This window comes from Nostoc sp., assembly GCF_036917395.1.
Taxonomy (GTDB): domain Bacteria; phylum Cyanobacteriota; class Cyanobacteriia; order Cyanobacteriales; family Nostocaceae; genus Nostoc.
Map to the genome: position 1 here is coordinate 70,219 of NZ_JBALDI010000042.1, position 20,261 is coordinate 90,479.

At 42.0% G+C, this 20,261-nt stretch carries 17 protein-coding genes; 14 read left to right on the forward strand and 3 right to left on the reverse strand.

Features of this window, described 5'->3' with window-relative positions:
• Window positions 1-8: 8 nt before the first annotated feature.
• The 6 genes from V7K46_RS14830 to V7K46_RS14855 all read left to right on the forward strand — a co-directional run bounded on the left by V7K46_RS14830 (window position 9) and on the right by V7K46_RS14855 (window position 8,771).
• Window positions 9-302 carry a hypothetical protein gene (locus tag V7K46_RS14830; RefSeq protein WP_335114301.1) on the forward strand — a complete coding sequence of 98 codons (294 nt, stop codon included), beginning with the start codon at window positions 9-11 and terminating at the stop codon, window positions 300-302.
• Window positions 247-3,282 carry a hybrid sensor histidine kinase/response regulator gene (locus V7K46_RS14835; protein WP_335114303.1) on the forward strand — a complete coding sequence of 1,012 codons (3,036 nt, stop codon included), beginning with the start codon at window positions 247-249 and terminating at the stop codon, window positions 3,280-3,282. Before V7K46_RS14830 ends, V7K46_RS14835 begins: the two co-directional genes overlap by 56 nt.
• Before the next feature lie 493 nt (window positions 3,283-3,775).
• Window positions 3,776-4,216, forward strand: a complete 441-nt coding sequence (locus tag V7K46_RS14840) for a hypothetical protein (protein WP_335114305.1) — start codon at window positions 3,776-3,778, stop codon at window positions 4,214-4,216.
• Window positions 4,217-4,366: 150 nt separating this feature from the next.
• The gene (locus V7K46_RS14845; protein ID WP_335114308.1) at window positions 4,367-6,139 is read left to right on the forward strand and encodes an NACHT domain-containing protein; all 1,773 of its coding nucleotides are present in this window, start codon (window positions 4,367-4,369) and stop codon (window positions 6,137-6,139) included.
• Between the two features lie 28 nt (window positions 6,140-6,167).
• Entirely contained in the window at window positions 6,168-7,298 is a 1,131-nt protein-coding gene (locus tag V7K46_RS14850; protein WP_442939842.1) for a HEAT repeat domain-containing protein, read from the forward strand.
• Between the two features lie 897 nt (window positions 7,299-8,195).
• On the forward strand, window positions 8,196-8,771 hold the full coding sequence (locus tag V7K46_RS14855; RefSeq protein ID WP_335114309.1) for a Uma2 family endonuclease: 576 nt from the start codon (window positions 8,196-8,198) through the stop codon (window positions 8,769-8,771).
• Window positions 8,772-9,233: 462 nt separating this feature from the next.
• Here V7K46_RS14855 and V7K46_RS14860 read toward each other — a convergent pair whose 3' ends face one another.
• Entirely contained in the window at window positions 9,234-9,518 is a 285-nt protein-coding gene (locus V7K46_RS14860; RefSeq protein WP_298912304.1) for a DUF427 domain-containing protein, read from the reverse strand.
• 1,085 nt (window positions 9,519-10,603) lie between these two features.
• On the opposite strand from V7K46_RS14860, the gene V7K46_RS14865 reads away from it, so the two are divergent.
• Window positions 10,604-11,008, forward strand: a complete 405-nt coding sequence (locus V7K46_RS14865) for a hypothetical protein (RefSeq protein ID WP_335114312.1) — start codon at window positions 10,604-10,606, stop codon at window positions 11,006-11,008.
• Between the two features lie 491 nt (window positions 11,009-11,499).
• On the opposite strand, the gene V7K46_RS14870 is transcribed toward V7K46_RS14865, so the two are convergent.
• The gene (locus V7K46_RS14870) at window positions 11,500-12,126 is read right to left on the reverse strand and encodes an NADPH-dependent F420 reductase (RefSeq protein WP_335114313.1); all 627 of its coding nucleotides are present in this window, start codon (window positions 12,124-12,126) and stop codon (window positions 11,500-11,502) included.
• Between the two features lie 62 nt (window positions 12,127-12,188).
• Window positions 12,189-12,788 carry an NADPH-dependent F420 reductase gene (locus tag V7K46_RS14875; protein WP_335114315.1) on the reverse strand — a complete coding sequence of 200 codons (600 nt, stop codon included), beginning with the start codon at window positions 12,786-12,788 and terminating at the stop codon, window positions 12,189-12,191.
• Between the two features lie 481 nt (window positions 12,789-13,269).
• Here V7K46_RS14875 and V7K46_RS14880 point away from each other — a divergent pair, with 481 nt between their 5' ends.
• The 7 genes from V7K46_RS14880 to V7K46_RS14910 all read left to right on the forward strand — a co-directional run bounded on the left by V7K46_RS14880 (window position 13,270) and on the right by V7K46_RS14910 (window position 20,129).
• Window positions 13,270-13,626 carry an ArsR/SmtB family transcription factor gene (locus V7K46_RS14880; RefSeq protein ID WP_335114317.1) on the forward strand — a complete coding sequence of 119 codons (357 nt, stop codon included), beginning with the start codon at window positions 13,270-13,272 and terminating at the stop codon, window positions 13,624-13,626.
• Window positions 13,627-14,068: 442 nt separating this feature from the next.
• On the forward strand, window positions 14,069-14,329 hold the full coding sequence (locus V7K46_RS14885; RefSeq protein WP_335114319.1) for a toxin-antitoxin system HicB family antitoxin: 261 nt from the start codon (window positions 14,069-14,071) through the stop codon (window positions 14,327-14,329).
• A 120-nt stretch (window positions 14,330-14,449) separates the two neighbouring features.
• On the forward strand, window positions 14,450-15,610 hold the full coding sequence (locus V7K46_RS14890) for a KamA family radical SAM protein (RefSeq protein WP_335114321.1): 1,161 nt from the start codon (window positions 14,450-14,452) through the stop codon (window positions 15,608-15,610).
• Window positions 15,611-15,713: 103 nt separating this feature from the next.
• Complete coding sequence (locus V7K46_RS14895; RefSeq protein WP_335114323.1) at window positions 15,714-16,109, forward strand: SET domain-containing protein; 396 nt, start codon at window positions 15,714-15,716, stop codon at window positions 16,107-16,109.
• 16 nt (window positions 16,110-16,125) lie between these two features.
• On the forward strand, window positions 16,126-17,181 hold the full coding sequence (locus tag V7K46_RS14900) for a D-alanine--D-alanine ligase family protein (protein ID WP_335114325.1): 1,056 nt from the start codon (window positions 16,126-16,128) through the stop codon (window positions 17,179-17,181).
• Between the two features lie 267 nt (window positions 17,182-17,448).
• A complete protein-coding gene (locus V7K46_RS14905) occupies window positions 17,449-18,768 on the forward strand; it encodes a serine/threonine protein kinase (protein WP_335114500.1) in 1,320 nt (439 codons plus the stop codon).
• Window positions 18,765-20,129, forward strand: a complete 1,365-nt coding sequence (locus V7K46_RS14910; RefSeq protein WP_335114327.1) for a serine/threonine protein kinase — start codon at window positions 18,765-18,767, stop codon at window positions 20,127-20,129. The genes V7K46_RS14905 and V7K46_RS14910 overlap by 4 nt, the downstream gene beginning before the upstream one ends.
• Window positions 20,130-20,261: the final 132 nt, after the last annotated feature.

A 20,261-nucleotide genomic window follows, 5' to 3' on the forward strand; every position in this document is an offset into this window, starting at 1 on the left:
TCTGTCAGTTGTTTTTTCACTACTTACTACTGAAAAATGGCCGAATTTTAGATTTTAAATTTTGGATTTTGGAATTGTTGGCGGAGCCTCTCGTAGAGAAGATTCCAAATATAAAAATGTCTGGAGCAAGCGAATTTCAACAGGAGAATAATTCTATTATCCAAAATCTAAAATTAAATGGCAAGCCTGTGAATTTAGGTATGGATCAATCTAAAATCCCAAATTGTTTGACTATTAACAAAAACCATGCTGCAAGACAAAGAACTAGAAATCCAGATGCAGTTTCTGGAAGAAGCAACTGATTATTTAAATATCCTGGAAGGAGTATTACTGGAAATCGATACTACTAACCGGATCGATTTGGATAAAATCAATGCTGCACTCCGCGCCGCTCATTCTATCAAAGGTGGCGCGGGGATGATGGGATTTAGATCACTAAGTGATTTATCTCACCGTCTGGAAGATTCCTTTAAAGTTTTAAAAACTAAAAAAAATTCTCTAGAAATTGATACTCAGTTACAAAGTTTATTGCTATCTGGAGTTGACTGGCTGCGTCAGATTGTAGAATTGCTTGCAGAAGGAAACGTTGTTGAAGATCAGTGGTTAGTAACCTTTTGTTACCCAATTTTTGATCAGTTGCACGATCGCTTGGGTGACCCCACCCCTGAGGATGCCTCAACCATGCTATCCCCAGAAGATGGGCAAGACGTTATCCCCTTGCTATTTGGCACAGAAGTAGAAGAGTGTTTGCAGCGCCTAGAATCTATATTGGCAGATAGTGAACAGCCTGGTTTGCATGAAGAAGTTGTGATCATGGCAACTGAATTGGGCGGTTTAGGGGAAATGCTCCAGTTGGCTGCTTTTACCAAGCTTTGTGAGTCAATAACGCAGCAATTAGAAATTGCTAGCAGTTCGCGCATTCCAGAAATTGCCCAGTTAGCATTGCTTGCATGGCGGCGATCGCAAGCTTTGATCCTGACAAATCAATTAGATAACTTACCTACAGAAATTGACTTGGGTAGTTATACGCAATCACAGCCACTATTACAAGCAGAAGTAATACCACAGGTTACTACCACAGATACAGAAGTAGTGTCAACATCTGTTTGGCAACCAGAAAACACTAGAGAAAATTGGATTAATCATGAAGCGTTGGCGCAGCCCGCCGCAGGTATTGCTGCCAATTTTACATTTTTGGATGCAGAATTTGCTGATGATGTGAATGCTGTCAATGTCACAGAGCAAAATACAATATTTTCTAAAGAACATAATTCTCCAGATGCCAGATTTGGCGAAGGCAAAGGAGAGCCGAATGGCGTTGGGAAAGAGCGGGATATTCATGAAAATAGCGTCCGAGTTCCCAGCAAACAACTAGAGCAAATTAATGATTTATTTGGCGAACTGATTGTTCAACGGAATGGGTTAAACTCGCAACTAGAAAGATTACGCAAACTCGTTCGTAACCTGAAGCAGCGAGTCCAAGTTCTCGACCAAGAAAACCAGGAGTTACGTACAGCCTACAACAAAATTTCTCCTCAAGCTGCCATGTCTCTTGGGGTGCAACCGCAAGCTGAAAATGGCCACCAAATACAAGGCACAGACAGAGAACTTGATGCCTTAGAAATGGATCGCTATAACGATTTCAACCTGCGATCGCAGGAAGTTATGGAAACCATTGTTCAGGTACAGGAAGTTACAACTGATGTGCAACTCAGTGTAGATGATACAGACCAAATTGCTCGGAAACTAAACAAAACATCAAAACAGTTACAAACAAAGCTAAATCACATCCGAATGCGGCCGCTGTCCGATTTAATCGAACGTTTTCCCAGAGCCTTGCGCGATTTAAATGTAGAATATGGGAAAAATGTCCAGTTAAAAATTGAAGGTGGCAATACTTTAATTGAACGCAGCATTTTAGAAGCATTAAATGAACCTTTAATGCATCTGTTAAGGAACGCCTTCGATCATGGTATCGAAGACTCAGCCACCCGCCGCCTTCTGGATAAACCAGAACAAGGATTGATTGAAATTACAGCTACTCACCGCAGTAATCGTACCCTGATTACTATCCGTGATGATGGTTGGGGCATTTCTCTGGAGAAAATTCGCATCCGCGCCCTAGCTATGGGATTGGATGCTTCTCTACTCGCTAATGCTAGTGATGAAGAACTGTTATCACTAATTTTTGAACCAGGTTTTACCACCTCCGAGCAAGTCACAGCATTATCTGGCCGCGGTGTCGGTATGGATGTAGTTCGCAACAACCTCAAACTAATTCGGGGAGATGTCAAAGTTGATACGGAACCAGGAGTTGGTACTACCTTCACCCTATCAGTACCATTTACACTTTCTGTAGCGCGAGTTCTGCTGGTAGAAATCAACAAAATGCTATTGGCATTTCCCACAGATGTTATTTCAGAAATATCTTTACTCCAAGACGAGCGAGTTTTCCAAATGGCAGGTAGCGAAGTTCTAAATTGGCAAGGAACTATGCTACCACTGATTCGCTTGACTCCTTATTTAGAGTTTAATTGCCTGCGCTATGATACCTCAGAGTTAGAGACTCCGGCAGCGATTAATGCTAACAGCGTGTTAGTAGTCAAAGGGAATAATCAGCCAGTAGCAATCCAAATAGACCGTTGCTGGGGTGAACAAGAAGTTGCTATTCGCCAAGTCGAAGGAAATATACCTTTACCTGAAGGCTTCAGCAATTGTACAATTCTCGGTGATGGTCGAGTAGTGCCATTAGTTAATGTCAATGAGTTGCTGTATTGGATTGCTACGAATCGGCGGACTCCTAAAGGTACTCAATTACCATCAGCAAGGTTAAAGACACCGTTCCTGATATTTGACGAAGACAAAATATCAGCAGCGTCTGTTAAGCAGAAAGGCACAATTTTAATCGTAGATGACTCAATTAATGTTCGCCGCTTTTTAGCCCTGACCCTTGAAAAAGGAGGGTATCAAGTAGAACAAGCTAAAGACGGTCAAGATGCGTTAGATAAACTCCATAGTGGATTGAGAGTTGAGGCAGTAATTTGTGATATTGAAATGCCTCGCCTAGATGGTTATGGCTTTTTAGGTAAGGTAAATTCAGACATTGATACAAAAAATATTCCAGTTGCGATGCTGACTTCTCGTAGTAGCAATAAACACCGGCAATTAGCTATGCAATTGGGGGCGCGGGCTTACTTTTCTAAACCTTACAACGAGCAAGAATTACTCCAAACCTTGGAGGAAATAATTCGTAATGTTGTAGAAAAGGCAGCGTCTAATTAAAAATTGATAATTCACGCCGTGTGCAACTTATTCTTAGAACCCCGCTTCCATTCCTCTCCCCCATAGGGAGAGAGGCTTTGATGCTTGCTCCCCAACGCTAGCAGGGAAGAGGTTAGGGGTTAGGTTTGAGAGAAAGTTGCACACGGCGTTAATTCATAATTAGATTTCAGATATTTTCGTAGGGTGTGTTATTGCCTTGGTGACTAGAAGTCGCGGCTATACAAATAAAACCCGCCTGCGCGGGTTAAAAAACTGAATTATATCAGTAACAGGACTTACGCAAGAACTCTCTAAAACTTTTATTCCTACCCTGCGGGAAGCCGCTGCTGCGTCTATGTGTCCAACTCTTGGAGACGCTGCGCGAATGCGTCCTTTGCGGTTCGTTTTATCATGATTTTGCGTAAGTCCTGAGTAATAATCGCCCAGCTTTTGCGTAATACTATTTGTGTCAATTGAAATAATTTCTATATAAATTCAATATGTGGTGAATTATATGGTAGCTGTAACACTGACGGCTGTTGCTACTGCGATCGCAACTACACTGTGGACTAAAGCACAGGAGAAAATCGGCGGAAACATTGGTGATGCTACATGGACGCTAGGTGGCAAGTTAATCGGATTACTCCGCCAAAAGAAGAAATCGCCATTACTCACCAGTGCTGTTGAGGGAAATGAACCACAGCGATTAGATTATGGTCAAGCAGTGCTGGAACTGAAAGCAGCAGCAGAACAAGACCCAGAAATTGCTCAAGCTGTTGTGGAAGTAGAAGCAGCAGCAAAAGCAGAACCAAAACTCACTCAAAAAATTCAAGAAATAGAAAATACCCTCAAGTCTCAACAGCCAACCATTCAAAATCTGACGCAGCTAGCAGAAAAAATTGGGGTTGTAAATCAAGGACAGATAAATAACCAAACTAATAACATCACGTTTTGACTACAGTCGTCCCAAGGGGAGGATGGGACAAAGTTAACTCCTGATGACTGGCGTGAAGTCTGCCGTGAAATACTCACCGAACGGCGAAAGCTGACTACAAATCCTCTGACATCAACTGAGGGAGTCGCCCTGCAAGTTGATGATGTTTACGTGCCACTGGGATTAGTTGAGCGCAAAAAACAATCCAAGCGTCAAGGTGATATTTCTCCAGAACAGAGTTCAGAACTGTACAAGGAGACAGAAATCACCAAAACATTTGAGCATGATGCTTTTCTAGATGAAGTTCTCAAACAGAAGAACACGCCTAAAAGTCAAGGTAAGCGAATTGCGATTATTGGCGAACCAGGAGCAGGAAAGACAACACGATTACAGCAGATTGCTGATTGGGTATCTCGTGAGATTGACCAGTCAATTGTAATTTGGGTATCTTTAGCAGATTTGCGAGGTGAGGAACTAAAATCTTATCTGTTTAAGACTTGGTTGACTCAGGTGGCTGAGAAAATAGGTAAAGCTGAAGCCACCGAGCAACTGAAGAATGATTTTGTTGCTCTGTTTAATCAAAATAATGTCTGGTTGCTGCTAGATGGGTTAGATGAAATGTCCGCATCTAATCCTCTAACTGAAATTGCCCGACAATTCCGTGAAGCAGGGTTAATTTCTCAAGCGCGAATCGTGTTGACTTGTCGGGTTAATCTGTGGGATGGCAGCATTAATGCACTTGATGATTTTGATACCTATCGCAGTTTAGATTTTTCTTATCCACAACAAGTAGAGAGATTTATTGACAAATGGTTCAATAAAATTGAAATTCCTGAAAGAGGGAAGAATTTATGCGTGAAGTTGAAAGAATCAGGTAAAGAACGGATTCAAGATTTAGTGAAAAATCCTCTGCGGTTGACGCTGCTGTGCTTGAATTGGCAATCAGGAGATGGCAAATTACCGGATACTCAAGCGGGACTTTATCAGCAATTTGTTGATGACTTCTATAAGTGGAAAAAAGAGGAATTTGTTACAGATTCTGACCAGCGTGAGCAACTCAATGTAGAGTTGGGGAAATTAGCTAAAGAAGCTATAGACACAGAAGAAACCCGTTTTAGCTTGCAGCAGGATTTTGTTAGTAAGTTTTTGGGTGATGCTGATGATAAAAATTCACTGCTGAATTTGGCACTAAATCGCGGCTGGCTGAACTGTGTAGGGATAGATACAAATAGAAAACCTGTTTACGCTTTCTTTCATGCCTCATTTCAAGAGTACTTTGCTGCTATAGCAATTAATGATTGGGGCTTTTTCTTCCCCCGTAAGCACAAAAATCAACCTATTAAAGGTGAGAGATATCGCATTTTTGAACCGCAGTGGAAGCAAACAATATTACTTTGGTTAGGACGAGAAGAAGAAAACCTAAAAGAGCAACAGCAGCAGTTTATCGATGCTTTAGTTAATTTTAAAGATGGATGTCGAAAATTTTATGAATATCGCGCCTATTTTTTAGCCACCGCAGGAATTGCAGAGTTTAGAGATTATTTCAGAGCAGATGAGATAGTAACACAAATTGCCAAGTGGACAATTGACAGTTTGAGTTCAATCAAAGAGGAAGCTAAGTCAGCACTGCAACAAACAGATCGTACAAAAGCGATCGCCGCCTTAGTGCAACTGCTGCAATCAACTACTGTGGATGACTCCACCCGTAGGCGGGCAGCAGATAGCTTAAGGAAAATCGGCACAGGCAATAAAGATGCGATCGCCGCCTTAGTGCAACTGCTGCAATCAACTAATCTGGATGACTCCACCCGTAGGCAGGCAGCATCAAGCTTAGGGGAAATCGGCACAGGCAATGAAATTGCGATCGCAGCCTTGGTGAAACTGCTGCAATCAACTGCAATCAACAACTGTCAATTATTCCACCCGTTCGCTGGCAGCAGATAGCTTAGGGAAAATCGGCACTGGCAATAAAATTGCGATCGCAACTTTGGTGAAACTGTTGCAATCAACTAATGTGCATGACTACACCCGTTGCTGGGCAGCAGATAGCTTAGGGACAATCGACCCAGGCAATGAAATTGCGATCGCAACCTTGGTGAAACTGCTGCAATCAACTAATGTGGATGACGACGCCCGTAGCCAGGTAGCAGAAAGTTTAGGGAAAATCGGTATTGCGAATGAAAAAGCGATCGCAGCTTTGGTGCAACTGATGCAATCAACAACTGTGGATGACTCCACCCGTTGGCTGGCAGCATCAAGCTTAGGAGAAATCGGCATTGCGAATGAAAAAGCGATCGCAGCCTTAGTGCAACTGCTGCAATCAACAACTGTGGATGACTCCACCCGTTGGCAAGCAGCATCAAGCTTAGGGAAAATCGGCATTGCGAATGAAAAAGCGATCGCAGCCTTAGTGCAACTGCTGCAATCAACAACTCTGAAGAACTCTACCCGTAGGCAGGCAGCAGAAAGCTTAGGAAAAATCGGCACTGGCAATGAAATTGCGATCGCCGCCTTGGTGCAACTGCTGCAATCAACTACTGTGGATAACTCCATCCGTTGGCAGGCAGCATTAAGCTTAAGCACAATCGACCCAGGCAATCAAACAGCGATCGCAGCCTTGATGCAACTGCTGCAATCAACAACTATGAATGACTCCACCCGTAGGCTGGCAGCAGAAAGCTTAGGGAAAATCGACCCAGGCAATGAAATTGCGATCAGAGTCTTGGTGCAACTGCTGCAATCAACAACTGTGGATGACTCTACCCGTAGGCTGGCAGCATATAGCTTAGGGCAAATAGGTAGTGGCAATGAAATTGCGATCGCAGCCTTGGTGCAACTGCTGCAATCAACTACTGTGGATGACTCCACCCGTAGGCTGGCAGCATCAAGCTTAGAGAAAATTCTACAGGATAATGAGCATCGCTTTGAGGTAGTCAAAGCCTTAAGTGGTTATTTGGAATTGGATGATAATTGCTACAATGTAATCTGGAAATGCGCCCAGAATATGCCTTACCCCGATTTCTATCAAGCTTGGCATCAGCATAATGTTGCTACTCGTGCGATGCGAAGCTTCAAAAAAATCCTCTTCACAAGAATAATTTAAGTACTTTCGCAGCACCGACGTTACAAATGAAGTTCTCGTGATAAAAACAGCTTGTCACTCATTACAAAGACAGACGCGGACGTTACGAATGTTTGTCTGTTAGCAACAACAGCTTAAGCATTTATTATAAATGGATACTCATTTGCTGCGATTGCGTACTCATTTGTAGCTATTGTGTACTTATTCATAACTAATGCTTAAAATTTAAGCTAACAAATTAAGCTTTTATTATAAATAAGTACTCATTTGTAGCTATTGCGTACTCATTCATAACTAATGCTTAAAATTTAAGCTAACAAATTAAGCATCTATTATAAATGGGTACTCATTTGTAGCAATTGCGTACTCATTTATAACAAATGCTGTCGCATTCATAATAAATGCTTAGAATTTAATCAAATAAATTAAGCATTAATTATAAATGAATACTCATTTGTAGCTTAGAGGAACTTCAATTTCTTCAACTCGCGATGCAGCTTATCCGTTGGTAACGAAAGCTTGTCCGTTCGTTAATAACACAACTTGTTTGATTCAGAATGCTTATCTATAGCAAAAGTTATGCGGTCATTACTAAATATTAAGCAAAAACTTATCAATACAAGTCTTAACCACAGCTTACAGCTATTTTCAGGTAAGCAACATTAGAGGATGTTTGAAAAGTCCATAATGATGTATAAAATATTTTTTATCCCTCCCTAACCCTCCCCTTATAAAGGGGAGGGAACCGGATTTTTCTTGTTTCCCCCCTTTATAAGGGGGGACTAAGGGGGGTAACAACGCAATTAAAATCACAGTTAACCACTTTTCAAACAACCTCTTAAGGAGAATAGACTCGCTCCCTAAAATCCAAAGATAGAAAATGCTAAAATTCCAATCAAATATGGCATTTGCACAGCTATGACAACCACGCTGCACAAATCAATCTCCTTAGCAGAGTTCCTCAAACTGCCAGAAACCAAGCCTGCTAGTGAATTTATAGACGATCATCGTATCTACCAGAAACCAATGCCACAAGGCAAACATTCCCGACTACAACTAAAACTTTGTAACGCAATTAGCCAAGTTGCTGAAGAACAAGAAATTGCTTTGGCTTTTCCAGAATTACGCTGTACATTTGGCGGACGTTCGATTGTCCCAGACGTGAGTGTATTTGCTTGGGAACGGATTCCTTTTGATGCTAATGGAGAAATTGAAAATACCTTTGGAATTTACCCTGATTGGACAATTGAAATTCTTTCACCAGAACAGAATACAACTAAGGTAATTATAAATATTCTTCACGGTCTAAAACACGGCACTCAATTAGGCTGGTTAATCGATCCAGATGAACCCTTAGTATTGGTATTTTTGCCAGGACAGCAACCTATAGAGATGACTGGGGATGAAGTATTGCCTGTACCTGAATTTTTGCAACTGAATTTAACAGTTACACAGGTTTTTGCATGGCTAAAACCAACAAAAGTTAGTCAATAAAGATGATTAATATTCACTTAAAAGATGTAAGACTAATATCCCAGACTTTTGGAATTTTGACAAATAAATCCGATGAGTTTTAAGTGGCAATAATCAATTCCCCGTGTTTGACATTAGCGCCGCGTATCTTACACTTTCTCGGCTAGCGATCGCTGGTAGTATACTTGCTGGTAGTCTCGCTTGGCGGGTGAAAAGCAAGCAGCATTTTGCAAGGCGTAGGTGTAATTACGTCTCAAAATAAAGTTTTACTTGAACTTAGAGTTGATGATGGCGATCGCTTCAGTAGATTACACTCCAAAATCCTTGTCTATAGTTGTCAAAGGAGTGATGACAAGAACAGTTAAAATAAATTCGCAAATAGTTTAAATACGAAGCCCGCCTGCGCGGGCTAATTATTTTATAGGCAATTAGCCGGACATAATATCATTCTCCCTGAAAATAAAATACTTCCAGGAACCTTTATTAAGCCTCAACTTTTACACCCTTCCAGAAGGCGACATAACCTTCAATATTCTTAGCCTTCTCCTTGGCGCTGGGATAGTACCAAGCAGCATCTTTGTTGACTTGCCCATCAACGTCAATACTGTAGTAGCTGGCGACACCTTTCCAAGGACAAGTACTGTGGGTGTTACTGTCTGTGAAGTACTGCTTGTTAATGGTGTCAGCAGGGAAATAATGGTTGTTATCCACAACTACGGTATTATCGCTCTCAGCTAAAACTGTTCCATTCCAAATTGCTTTTGGCATAAGTGAGTTTGCAAATAAACTATACATTTAACATTTTGACACGATCAGCTTATTTTATCCTCCTGAACGGCTACCTTACACGAGAGTCCGTCCAAACTCAAATGAATAGTCAGTAAGGTTTATAGAAAACTTTGCAATGCCAATATTAATTTACATCACTTTTACTTATCAAGTTAAGAAGTAAAAGTATTTGTTTTTATTATAAAGATTTTCTAGCATATTGGTATGCAAACTTTATTAGCTAAAACACAGTTAGATTTCAGTTTCTAGCCGAAAGCAAAAAATATCTAGAAGAGAAGATCATAATTACATATATGTGAGCGATGCCTGCGGCGAGCTACGCTAACGCACCTTCTAGAAATGCTTGCGAATAAAAGATTTTGTATAGGTAACCTTTGCCTTTTCTGAGTTATTACTTACTAAACCTTATACGAATTCCCAATTTCTGATATTGGGGTCAATTTGACTCAGCCGTTTGGATAATTAACAAATCAAGCTATCAAATGAACTGAGTGGAGGAGGTTGAGATTTATCAAACAGTGGACTCTATTACTAGATATCACAGAATGATTGTACTTTGTTCTAATTGAGGATAACTCTATGAAACTTACAAACTTGATAAATTCTGCACATATTGTTGCTTGGATTAATTCTATGCCTAAAATTACTAGCCTTCATACAGCCAATAATAACAACAGTGGCGCATCAAAAAACACAGCCGTCAACTCTGACACTTTATCTAGCTATTCCACGAATGTAAATTACCTCAAACCCTTTGATCCAAGCTTTCTTGCGTATCACATGATGGGTCTTAGTAATTTTGAATGATCTAAGTTAACTTTGTCCTTTCGAGTTGTAAATTACATCATTTTAGCAATTATAGTTTTGTCTAAATTTATCAAATGTTTCTGAATTACTGCATTATTACCTTCTAGTTTATCTAGGGAAATCTTAATTTTCCTAGCTTTTATAAAATTATTTTGCCCAAATTAATAAAAAATAAATAAATTAATTTTAGATTGCTAAATAATAGACTTTTGTTAATAAGAAATATTACTTAAATTAGTTAAATCGAGAAGAAAACTATGACAATTCCAAACTTCCTCAATTCTGTATTTATCGCTGCTTATATTGCTTTTATACCTGGAATTGTTGGCGCTCAAACAGCTAATAATAACAATAATGCCGGACAACTAAACACAGATGTAAACTCTAATAATTTACGTACTAATTCTCCAAATGTCAGCTATCTCCAACCTTTCAATACTACCTTTCTAGCTTATCAAGGTTATTTCAAAGAGCAGGGTATTCCTAGTGGGGGCGCTTTGGTATCTGAATTCCAAATAGGAAAAGTGACTGCAAAAGATGTGGTTCAGGCTGCTGTCAAGGCTAACAAATTACCAGCACAAGTTTTGAATGATCAAAGTTATCTCAATGCGGTCGAGTCGCAGTTGACATCATTGAGCAATATTAATGATTCAGATAACTAACTGGAGTTTATTATTGACCCCTCCCAACCTGCCCTTGGCAAGGGGAGGTGCCGTAGGCGGTGGGGTTTTTTTTATGCGTCTTCATAAAAAATTGGTATTAGATTAGTCAGGAGTGCGAAACTCTAAACCCTTACGGCAATTGATGTACATCAAATATAAGCGCACCCACCCAAAACAACATGAACTGAGTGCCAAACGATATAGCCAACAACTGCGTCAACGATTTGAAGATTAGCGTGATGTTGCTTGTCTAAATTCTGTCGCGTGAATCAGACAATCGTGAGCGCTGTGGAACAATTGTACTTGATTCTAAATTTCTTTGATTACAGCAGAATTCAAGTATTTAAACCACATCTGTCGTAAGGGCACAGCAATGCTGTGCCCCTACCGCGTGGTCTATTTACCTGAAAATAGCTGTAAGTTGAGGATACCATGATTTTCTTCTATGAACCCTATGGATGTTTGAAACTGCCGTTGTGTCAAAGGCGCTCTCACCGAAGTCGGCGGACGAAGTGGAGGTCGAGGCCGGATAGTGGAGCGCCGACCTCATGCATTGCACCACCCGTTGCGAGGGAACCGAGATCAACCGCGACCAAGCCGGTACTGTTGATCAACTCTATCACCAGCTGTTTGGCTTCGTGGTCGTCGCCGGAAGTGAAGATGACTGTGCGGGGTTTGTTCGGTGAGAAATCCTGTATCCAGGCCATTGGCATGTTGCTGATCGATTTAACGAGCCGCGCGCCAACTGCCATCTCAGCAACCATCTCGCTAGAGGTGCGTCCCTTCAATGCGGCACGCGATCTGGTCACGCCAGCCAGACTAATGTCCGCCACAGCGTCCACATGTGCGTTTGTTGCATCGATCAGGATGCGGCCTCGCCAATCAACTCCCTTTAGAGCATCGGCCACACGAACCCAATTCGTGGCAAGAATCACGACGTCGCATTCGGCAGCCTGTTGCTTCGTCCCCGCGATCGCGCCTGAACCGAGATCAGCAACAAAATCAGCAAGCGTCTCCGGTCCTCTTGAATTTGATACGACTATGCTGTGACCAGCGGTTAACAAATGACGGCCAAACGTACCCGTGACGGTACCTGCGCCTATAAAGCCTACTTTCATGACTAATATCCTCTCTTCCGTTGGACTTGCGAACGAGCTTGCCGTTCAAGTGGCTGCTGCAATCAGCCGAGCTTGACCAGATTCTGAAATAGAAGGCTGCCAAGACGCCCGCCCAGAACATGAAGGGGTACGCCGCCCTGATCGAGGCTTCCGAGTTCGACTGGAGCAAAGCCAAGCTGATCTGCTACGGCCGCAACGGTCGCGCTGGCATCGGCGTCATTGCTCGATACGAACACGGCCTGCCGCTGCCCCTCCACGAAGGGATTCGTTCCAAGCTGTTTTGCGGGCAGATGATTGAAGGCCTTCACGAGGCGCGCTCCGACAAACGCTTTGGATACGACTTCAGTAGAGAGGAGACCTCCTAGCTCTTCCGGAGCAACATGAAAGGCATTCGTGACGTCGACAACGATCTTGCCGTTCCACTGCTTGAGTTGCTTCGCCACCTCCTTGTGAGCAGGAAATGGGACAGCGAGGAAGATGATCTCAGCCTCAAAGGCGTCTTGAATGGATTGGGGATGGACGCTGGGACCGAGTTCTTTCTTCAAAGACGCAAGCGTCTCAGGTCCACGGGTGTTTGCGATTCCGACTTCGATATTCTTACGCGCGAAGGTGTGTGCGAGCGCGATACCAATGTTGCCGGAACCAATAATGGCGTACTTCATAAAGAATCTCCAGTCGCTCAGTGCGTGCTGAGCATTGTTGAGGGTTATTAGTTGTTACGACTGACGCGACGAATCGTAGAGTCTTGTGCGTCAGCCTATTTGAAATTGGGATAGTGACAGAGGAGTCAGCCGGATTCTCACTTCGATACTCTATCTTTTTATCAAAATAGTTGATTTTCCAGTACATTTACCTTACCGTTTCCAGCTTTTTTACCAGTTAAATCTTTACTCATTGTGTTTTCCTTCTTTTCTAACAGTATGTGTTTGTGGATGTAAAATTTAGATTTTTGACCGTCTTACAAGGTTTGAGGGATAGGAAAAGTGTTAAAAGCACAGCAAAAAAGACCTCTTTTCCCCAAAGAACTTAGAATAGCTTTGGTAGCTCCTGATACGTGATTGTCCATTTGTTCGGTTTTATTGGAATATAGTTCAAAGTTTATGATCTATTGAACTATTTGTCAAGTCATGATAAAATTTGAATATGAAAACGCTTTACCACCCGCCTTTAGAATCCGTTCAAGTGGAAAGCATTCTCCATGCACTGGCTGACCGAGTTCGTGTTGCCATTTTTATGGATATATCTGCTTCTGAATGCCCTCTAACTTGTTCGACGTTTATCAAAATTCATGAAAAACCTATCCCTAAATCAACCCTCTCCTTGCACTTCAGAATTCTTCGCGAAGCTGGACTCATTCGTAGTGTTCGGCAAGGGGTAGAGATGCACAATACTTCACGGTGCAAAGAGATCGATTCACTGTTTCCAGGCTTGTTGCAAAGCATCGTAAATGCTCACAAAATCCAACTAGAGAAACAACAAAGGGGAGTGTCAACTTACTAGTACAGCACGGCGTAAATAGCGCACCCATTAAATAGCTCTATCTACGTCGCTTTGCAATTGACCTTAACTTTTGTACTTTAATGACTGGAGTTCACTAACTCAGTACCTCTGAGTCATTTTGTCATACCTTAGTCTAAACTCCAGTAACTAACTACAGATGGGTCAAAGTTTGTAGATACGTTAGAAAAAAAAGCGGTCGCTCCTGCCTCTTCATAGCAAAACAAGCGATCGCTGTACTAAAATTTTTGAGTGTGATGTCTGGCGACAAGCCCGGAGTTTCAGAATCTCCGGCTTGGCGCTTTGCGTCTACGCTTTATCTGAAGTTTAGTGGTGAAAGAAATAATTAGATTAACAATCATGAGAACAAAAGTATATTCTGTGTAATACGATACTTATTGTTCAACTTTGGGTATTATTTGTAGAGTGGTTCAACTTTGTTTTCATGCCCTGTATTCAAGTCGGTGTTAGAATTCCACCTCATCTTCACAAAAAGCTAGCTATTGACGCTGCTAAGGCTGAGGCATCTAAATCTGAGGTAATTATTAACGCTTTTCCTCATTACCTAAAGTGTACTGAGGATATGCCAAATCCTGACTGGAATCCTCCTATCGAAGTTATCAGAGGCAGAACAAGCCATCATCTCTGGCATCAAACGAGCCAAACTATTTATATTTCTACGCTACAACGGTTATCGCCTGTTTGAGGACGAGTTTCAACCATAAGTGGTGACAGTTGTCAATAGTTTGCTCTTTTACCTAAATTTGTAGGTAAAGGAACCAGCCTGTGATTGGTTTATTATTCTCAGCTTAATTTAGTTCTAATCATGATCAAAAACACTATTATAGAGCCTCTAGTTACGGATCTTCGGTGTGAAGAAATTTGTCAGATTTTGGGAGAGACTTACAACCAAGAACGCTGGAACGATTGGCGCTGGCAAATGCGGCATCGGTTGACTAAGCTGGAACACTTTCAGCAGTTATTAAGGCTTAGTGCTGCCGAAGAACAGGGACTTTTAATTGCACCAGAGAAGTTTGCTGTAGCTGTCACACCATACTTTGCATCACTCCTTGATCTAGAAGATCCGCTTTGCCCATTACGGTTACAAGTCATCCCACGGGAAGAAGAACTAGTAGTCAGTGCCGCAGACATGGTAGATCCATGTGGTGAAGATAACGACACTCCCGTGCCAGGACTCGTACACCGCTACCCTGATCGGGTGTTGCTGCTTGCTCTAGATACTTGCGCTGCTTATTGTCGTTACTGCACTCGCTCTCGTTTAGTGAGCCAAGGTGAGATGTACCCAGTAACGCGACGGTTGGATGCGATCGTTGCTTACCTGGAGGAACACACCGAGATCCGTGATGTGCTAATTTCCGGTGGTGATCCTCTGTTGATGTCTGATGAACCTTTAAACAATTTGCTTGGGCGGCTGCGTGCTATTAGGCATATTGAATTTATCCGAATTGGTTCCCGCGTGCCGAGTTTCTTACCGCAGCGAATTACACCGGAATTGGTTGCCTTACTTCGTAAACATCGTGTGTGGCTGTCTTTGCACTTTTGTCATGTGCGGGAACTTACACCGGAAGTAGCACAAGCTTGCGATCGCCTAGCTGATGGTGGTATTCCTCTAGGAAGTCAAACTGTGCTATTAAAAGGTGTGAATGACTCTGAAAAAGCGCTGAAGAATCTGTTTCACGGTCTTCTTAAGTTGCGTGTGCGACCCTATTACCTTTATCAATGCGACCCAGTTGTTGGCACTGCACATCTGCGAACGAGTGTTCAAACTGGGATTAATCTAATTTCTAAATTGCGTGGTCATACTACTGGCTATGCTGTACCAACTTATGTGATTGATGCCCCTGGCGGTGGTGGCAAAGTCCCAATTCAAGCCGAGACTCTACTTGCCTATGAGAAGGGCACAGCTACAGTGCAAAATTGGGCAGGTAAGATATACACCTATGTAGATCCAGTGGAGCAGGAATGACACTATATATATGTAAGTTAATTGCCATCATCTAAAAGAGCCAGTTGGGATGATTATTTTGGCTTATACCAAAAAACTAAGTAATTGCAGGAGAGTCGTTGGAATGTTGATTGTGGGCAATACAAAGCTAAAAGGTCGAGGTATCTTCGCACAGAAGCGCTTTTTGAAAGGAGAGATGATTGAGAGATCGCCAGTCGTGGTTATACCCGCAGAACAGGTTGAATTCCTAGATAAAACAGTTTTAAGTAACTATTACTACGATTGGGAAGATAAAGGTGCAGCGATCGCACTTGGTTTAATGTCCCTGTTCAACCATTCTTACGATCCGAATACTTACTATGTGAAAAAATTCGCCGAAGGGGAACTAGAATTAATTGCTTACCGAGATATAGAAACAGGAGAAGAAATTACTGCTAACTATAACGGTTCTCCTAACAATAAATCTCCTATATGGTTTGATGCTGTTGATGAGCTATCTTCGACTCCATTGAGGATTTAGTAATCGGAATTCCTTAATGAAGACACCTGAGTTGGACATTAAAGCTAACAGAGAAAGTTTTTTGACTGGGAATTATCGGGCTATGGGATTATTCATTGGTCTGTGTTATGACCTGAAGGCAGACTACCTTAAGGCTGGTTTCAGTGCCTCTGAGGTGATGGAGTTCGACGATGAAGAAACTATCATTGGGCTGGAGGATGCATTATTTCAGTTAGGTGATAAAGTTGAACGTGTCGGTAATGGTAGAGAACTTGCTCTGCGTTTGGCAAAAGGCGATCGCTGGGATTTAGTTTTCAATATTGCTGAGGGTTTGCAGGGTCGCTCTCGTGAAGCCCAAGTCCCCGCAGTCTGCGAATTATTCGCTCAACCCTACACCTTTTCCGATCCGCTTACCTGTGCCTTAACGTTAGACAAGGCGCTTGCTAAGAGAGTGGTACGCGATCGCGGTTTGCCCACAGCCCCTTTTGAAGTGGTGAGTACTACCGCAGAAGCAACAGCCGTATCGCTGCCAATGCCAGTTTTCCTCAAGCCTGTGGCGGAGGGCAGTTCTAAAGGGGTAACTGGGCGTTCTCTTGTAAAAAAACGCGAAGAACTAGTAAATACTTATCAATTGTTACGCAAATTATTTCAGCAGTCCGTACTCGTAGAAACCTTTCTTCCCGGTCGAGAAGTAACAGTGGGCATTATTGGCAACGGCAGTAACTCACGGGTAGTAGGTGTGATGGAAGTAATTTTTACAGGAGAAGCGGAAGCTTTCGCCTATACCACCCTGAACAAGGATGAGTATCTGGAACGGGTATCTTATCGTTTGCTCATAGATCCTGAGCCACTGGCAGCACAGGCAAGGCAGCTGGCGCTGGATGTTTATCATACTCTTGGTTGCCGTGACGCTGCCCGCGTGGATCTGCGTTGCGATGCTAGCGGTGGGTTGCAGTTTATGGAGGTGAACCCACTGCCAGGGCTACATTATATCCGTTCAGACCTGGTAATTATGGGACGTTTGGGTGGTGTGACATACACAGAAATCATTGCTGAAATAGTCGAGTCTGCATGGCAAAGGTACAAATGTTAATTTGAATAAACGATGATAACAAAAGCATTCTCCTCATCTCCCTCATCCCTAAATTGTTCACAACTCTATATACAGCTATTTTCAGGTAAATAGACCACGCGGTAGGGGCACAGCATTGCTGTGCCCTTACGACAGATATGGTTCAAATATATGAAAACTGCTGTAAGTCCAATATTTGAGAGAATGCGAAATCTATCATTTTCCCTTTGTAGTTTTTGTTAGATTCAACTGTAACAAGTTGTAAATATGAAAACTCGGAGTGGGCAAATGGCAGGTCAAAGCCTCAATGACTTTCCCAAACAAATCCTTCAAGAACGCTACGAAATTCAGCAACAGTTAGGCAAGAAAGCAGGAAGACGTACTCTCTTAGCCCGTGACATTCAAACTGAGCAATTAGTTATCATCAAGCTGCTAACCTTTAGTAATGATTTTGCTTGGGAAGATTTAAAGCTATTTGAACGAGAAGCCGAAACCCTCAAAGCAGTTGAGCATCCTGCGATTCCTCGTTATATCGACTACTTTGAGTTAAAACCATCTAACGGTAAAGGTTATGCTCTTGTCCAGAGCTTTGTAGAAGGTCAATCTCTGGAAGAATATATGAAAACTGGGCGGATTTTTACAGAAACTGAAGTTAAAGAAATTGCTACAGCACTGTTAAATATCCTGATTTATCTACACGGGCGACAGCCTCCAGTTATTCACCGCGACATCAAGCCTAGCAATATCATTTTGGCAGAGGGTAGCAATAGTGTTAAACAGATTTACTTGGTAGATTTTGGTTCTGTGCAAACCTTAGCAACCAAAGCAGGTAAGACAGTAACAGTTGTCGGGACTTACGGCTATATGCCCCCAGAACAATTTGGTGGCTATGCAACCCCTGCTTCTGACCTTTACAGTCTTGGTGCTACTCTTATTGCTTTAGCGACAGGTATTCATCCCGCCGATTTGCCTCAGAAAGATTTGCGAATTGCATTTCAAGACTTAGTTAAACTTAGTCCTGGATTGGTAGGTTGGTTGCAATGGCTAACAGAACCCAGTCTAGAGCAACGTTTAATATCTGCCTCAATTGCCTTAAAAGCCTTGGAAACAGGTCAGTTGCCAGTCAATGACCTAGCTGCGGTGAATCGTCCCAAACCAGTGAACAGCACGGATTTATTGTGGAATGCCATTTGGCGTAGCACCTTTACTGGAGGCTTAGTTGTAGCAGGTTGTGCTGCTATTTATACCACAGTTGTGATTCCAGGACTCGGCAGCATTGCAGGACTACAATTTGGTGCATTAATTGGTTTTCCCATTGCGTTTGTTAATGGATTTTTAGTCAGCATTATTACGCGGTTATTCTTCTCCCCGCTAAAAAATGCCCATTTGCATCGACGCACAATCGGCATTATCAGCACTACATTTGGGATGGCTGCTGCTTTATTTGGATTCAGCCTGCTGTTTCATGGTTCTTTTTCTAATTGGTCAAATGTCACTAGCCTATTTTTCGTGATTGCACCTTCTGTTATCACTGGGCTAAGTATGGGAGCAGCTAGCAAATTTATTGCTCAGTGGTATGAAAAGCAATATAGGTTATTAAATAAATGAACAGTGAAATATTTAATCAGCGTTATCAAGTCCAAAGAGAATTAGGAAGACAAACCGGAAGACGAACTTTTCTAGCCTTGGATTTGCATTCCTCACAACAGGTAGTGGTAAAAATATTGTACTTGGGGCAAGATTTCGATTGGCAAGACTTAAAGTTATTTCAACGGGAAGCGGAAACTTTAAAAGCGCTTGATTATCCTGCTATCCCGCGCTATATAGATTACTTTCAGCTAGATACGCCCGATGATAAAGGCTTTGGGTTAGTACAAACTTATGTAACGGCGAAATCTTTAGAGGAACATTTACAAGCAGGACGAACATTTAGTGAAGCAGAAGTAAAAGAATTAACGCGATCGCTCCTGACAATTCTCTCCTATTTACACCACCAGCAACCGTCTGTAATTCATCGAGATATTAAACCCAGCAATATTCTACTTACAAATCGTTCTGGTAATAGTGTTGGTCAGATTTACCTTGTAGATTTTGGCTCTGTACAAACTTTAGCTGCTCAAGAAGGCGGCACAATTACTGTAGTCGGTACTTATGGCTATATGCCTCCAGAGCAATTTGGTGGTAGGGTAACTCCCGCCTCCGACCTCTATAGCTTGGGTGCAACTTTAATTTATCTCGTCACAGGATTGCATCCTACAGAATTACCACAACAGGAGTTACGTATTCAATTCCGACAATCTTGCAATCTCAGTCTAGAATTTGCTGATTGGTTGGAATGGATAACTGAGCCAAGTTTAGACCAGAGATTTTCTACAACAGAAGTAGCAATGCAAGCATTAGAAAAACCCCGTTTTAGAAAACAGGCAACGCTTGCATTAAAAAAACCGCTTGGGAGTAAAATTCACTTAATCAAAACCTCTAAAAGTCTAGAAATCATCTTGCCACCTAAAGGATTTAGCATTGGCTTAATTATGCTTATCTCCTTGATCACACCTTTGGCATTGGGCTTTAATGTTTTGACGATTGAGCCGCTAAGAAGTTCTCCACCAATAAATATAATTGGCTTTTGCATCCAAGGTAGTGCGATCGCTTTTCTTTTATTTGCCTTTCTTTGGGGACTATGCAAACGCACTCATGTGAAAATTGACTCTCATCAGTTAGTAGTGATGCATGATTTTCTAGGAATTAAATGGCTTGTTGCTCCTCCAGCATTACGGAAAAATATATCTGTATCGAAAATTATCAAATCAAATTCAAATCCTTTAAATAATCAGCCTTTGTTGCGGATTACTGCTGGTTCTACCATTTATTCTCTTAATAGATATACTCATTTCACTGAGGCAGAACTGGAGTGGTTAATACAGGAACTCAATGAATGGTTAAATTTGTTAATTATCAATAATTTATGAACTAATTGCACCCATATATAGCAATCCTATCAGGACTTACGCACGGGTTATGAAAGAACAAACCACAGAGACACAGAGTACACGGAGGAATGAGAGTTTGAGAGGTTTTTTGCGTAAGTCCTACCTATGTCT

What these genes read in the sequence shown, in the direction of transcription:
- V7K46_RS14835 (WP_335114303.1), top strand. Translation starts at nt 247, where the DNA reads ATGCTGCAAGACAAAGAACTAGAAATCCAGATGCAGTTTCTGGAAGAA.
- V7K46_RS14840 (WP_335114305.1), top strand. Translation starts at nt 3,776, where the DNA reads ATGGTAGCTGTAACACTGACGGCTGTTGCTACTGCGATCGCAACTACA.
- V7K46_RS14855 (WP_335114309.1), top strand. Translation starts at nt 8,196, where the DNA reads ATGACAACCACGCTGCACAAATCAATCTCCTTAGCAGAGTTCCTCAAA.
- V7K46_RS14860 (WP_298912304.1), bottom strand. Translation starts at nt 9,518, where the DNA reads ATGCCAAAAGCAATTTGGAATGGAACAGTTTTAGCTGAGAGCGATAAT.
- V7K46_RS14865 (WP_335114312.1), top strand. Translation starts at nt 10,604, where the DNA reads ATGACAATTCCAAACTTCCTCAATTCTGTATTTATCGCTGCTTATATT.
- V7K46_RS14870 (WP_335114313.1), bottom strand. Translation starts at nt 12,126, where the DNA reads ATGAAAGTAGGCTTTATAGGCGCAGGTACCGTCACGGGTACGTTTGGC.
- V7K46_RS14875 (WP_335114315.1), bottom strand. Translation starts at nt 12,788, where the DNA reads ATGAAGTACGCCATTATTGGTTCCGGCAACATTGGTATCGCGCTCGCA.
- V7K46_RS14880 (WP_335114317.1), top strand. Translation starts at nt 13,270, where the DNA reads ATGAAAACGCTTTACCACCCGCCTTTAGAATCCGTTCAAGTGGAAAGC.
- V7K46_RS14885 (WP_335114319.1), top strand. Translation starts at nt 14,069, where the DNA reads ATGCCCTGTATTCAAGTCGGTGTTAGAATTCCACCTCATCTTCACAAA.
- V7K46_RS14890 (WP_335114321.1), top strand. Translation starts at nt 14,450, where the DNA reads ATGATCAAAAACACTATTATAGAGCCTCTAGTTACGGATCTTCGGTGT.
- V7K46_RS14895 (WP_335114323.1), top strand. Translation starts at nt 15,714, where the DNA reads ATGTTGATTGTGGGCAATACAAAGCTAAAAGGTCGAGGTATCTTCGCA.
- V7K46_RS14900 (WP_335114325.1), top strand. Translation starts at nt 16,126, where the DNA reads ATGAAGACACCTGAGTTGGACATTAAAGCTAACAGAGAAAGTTTTTTG.
- V7K46_RS14905 (WP_335114500.1), top strand. Translation starts at nt 17,449, where the DNA reads ATGGCAGGTCAAAGCCTCAATGACTTTCCCAAACAAATCCTTCAAGAA.
- V7K46_RS14910 (WP_335114327.1), top strand. Translation starts at nt 18,765, where the DNA reads ATGAACAGTGAAATATTTAATCAGCGTTATCAAGTCCAAAGAGAATTA.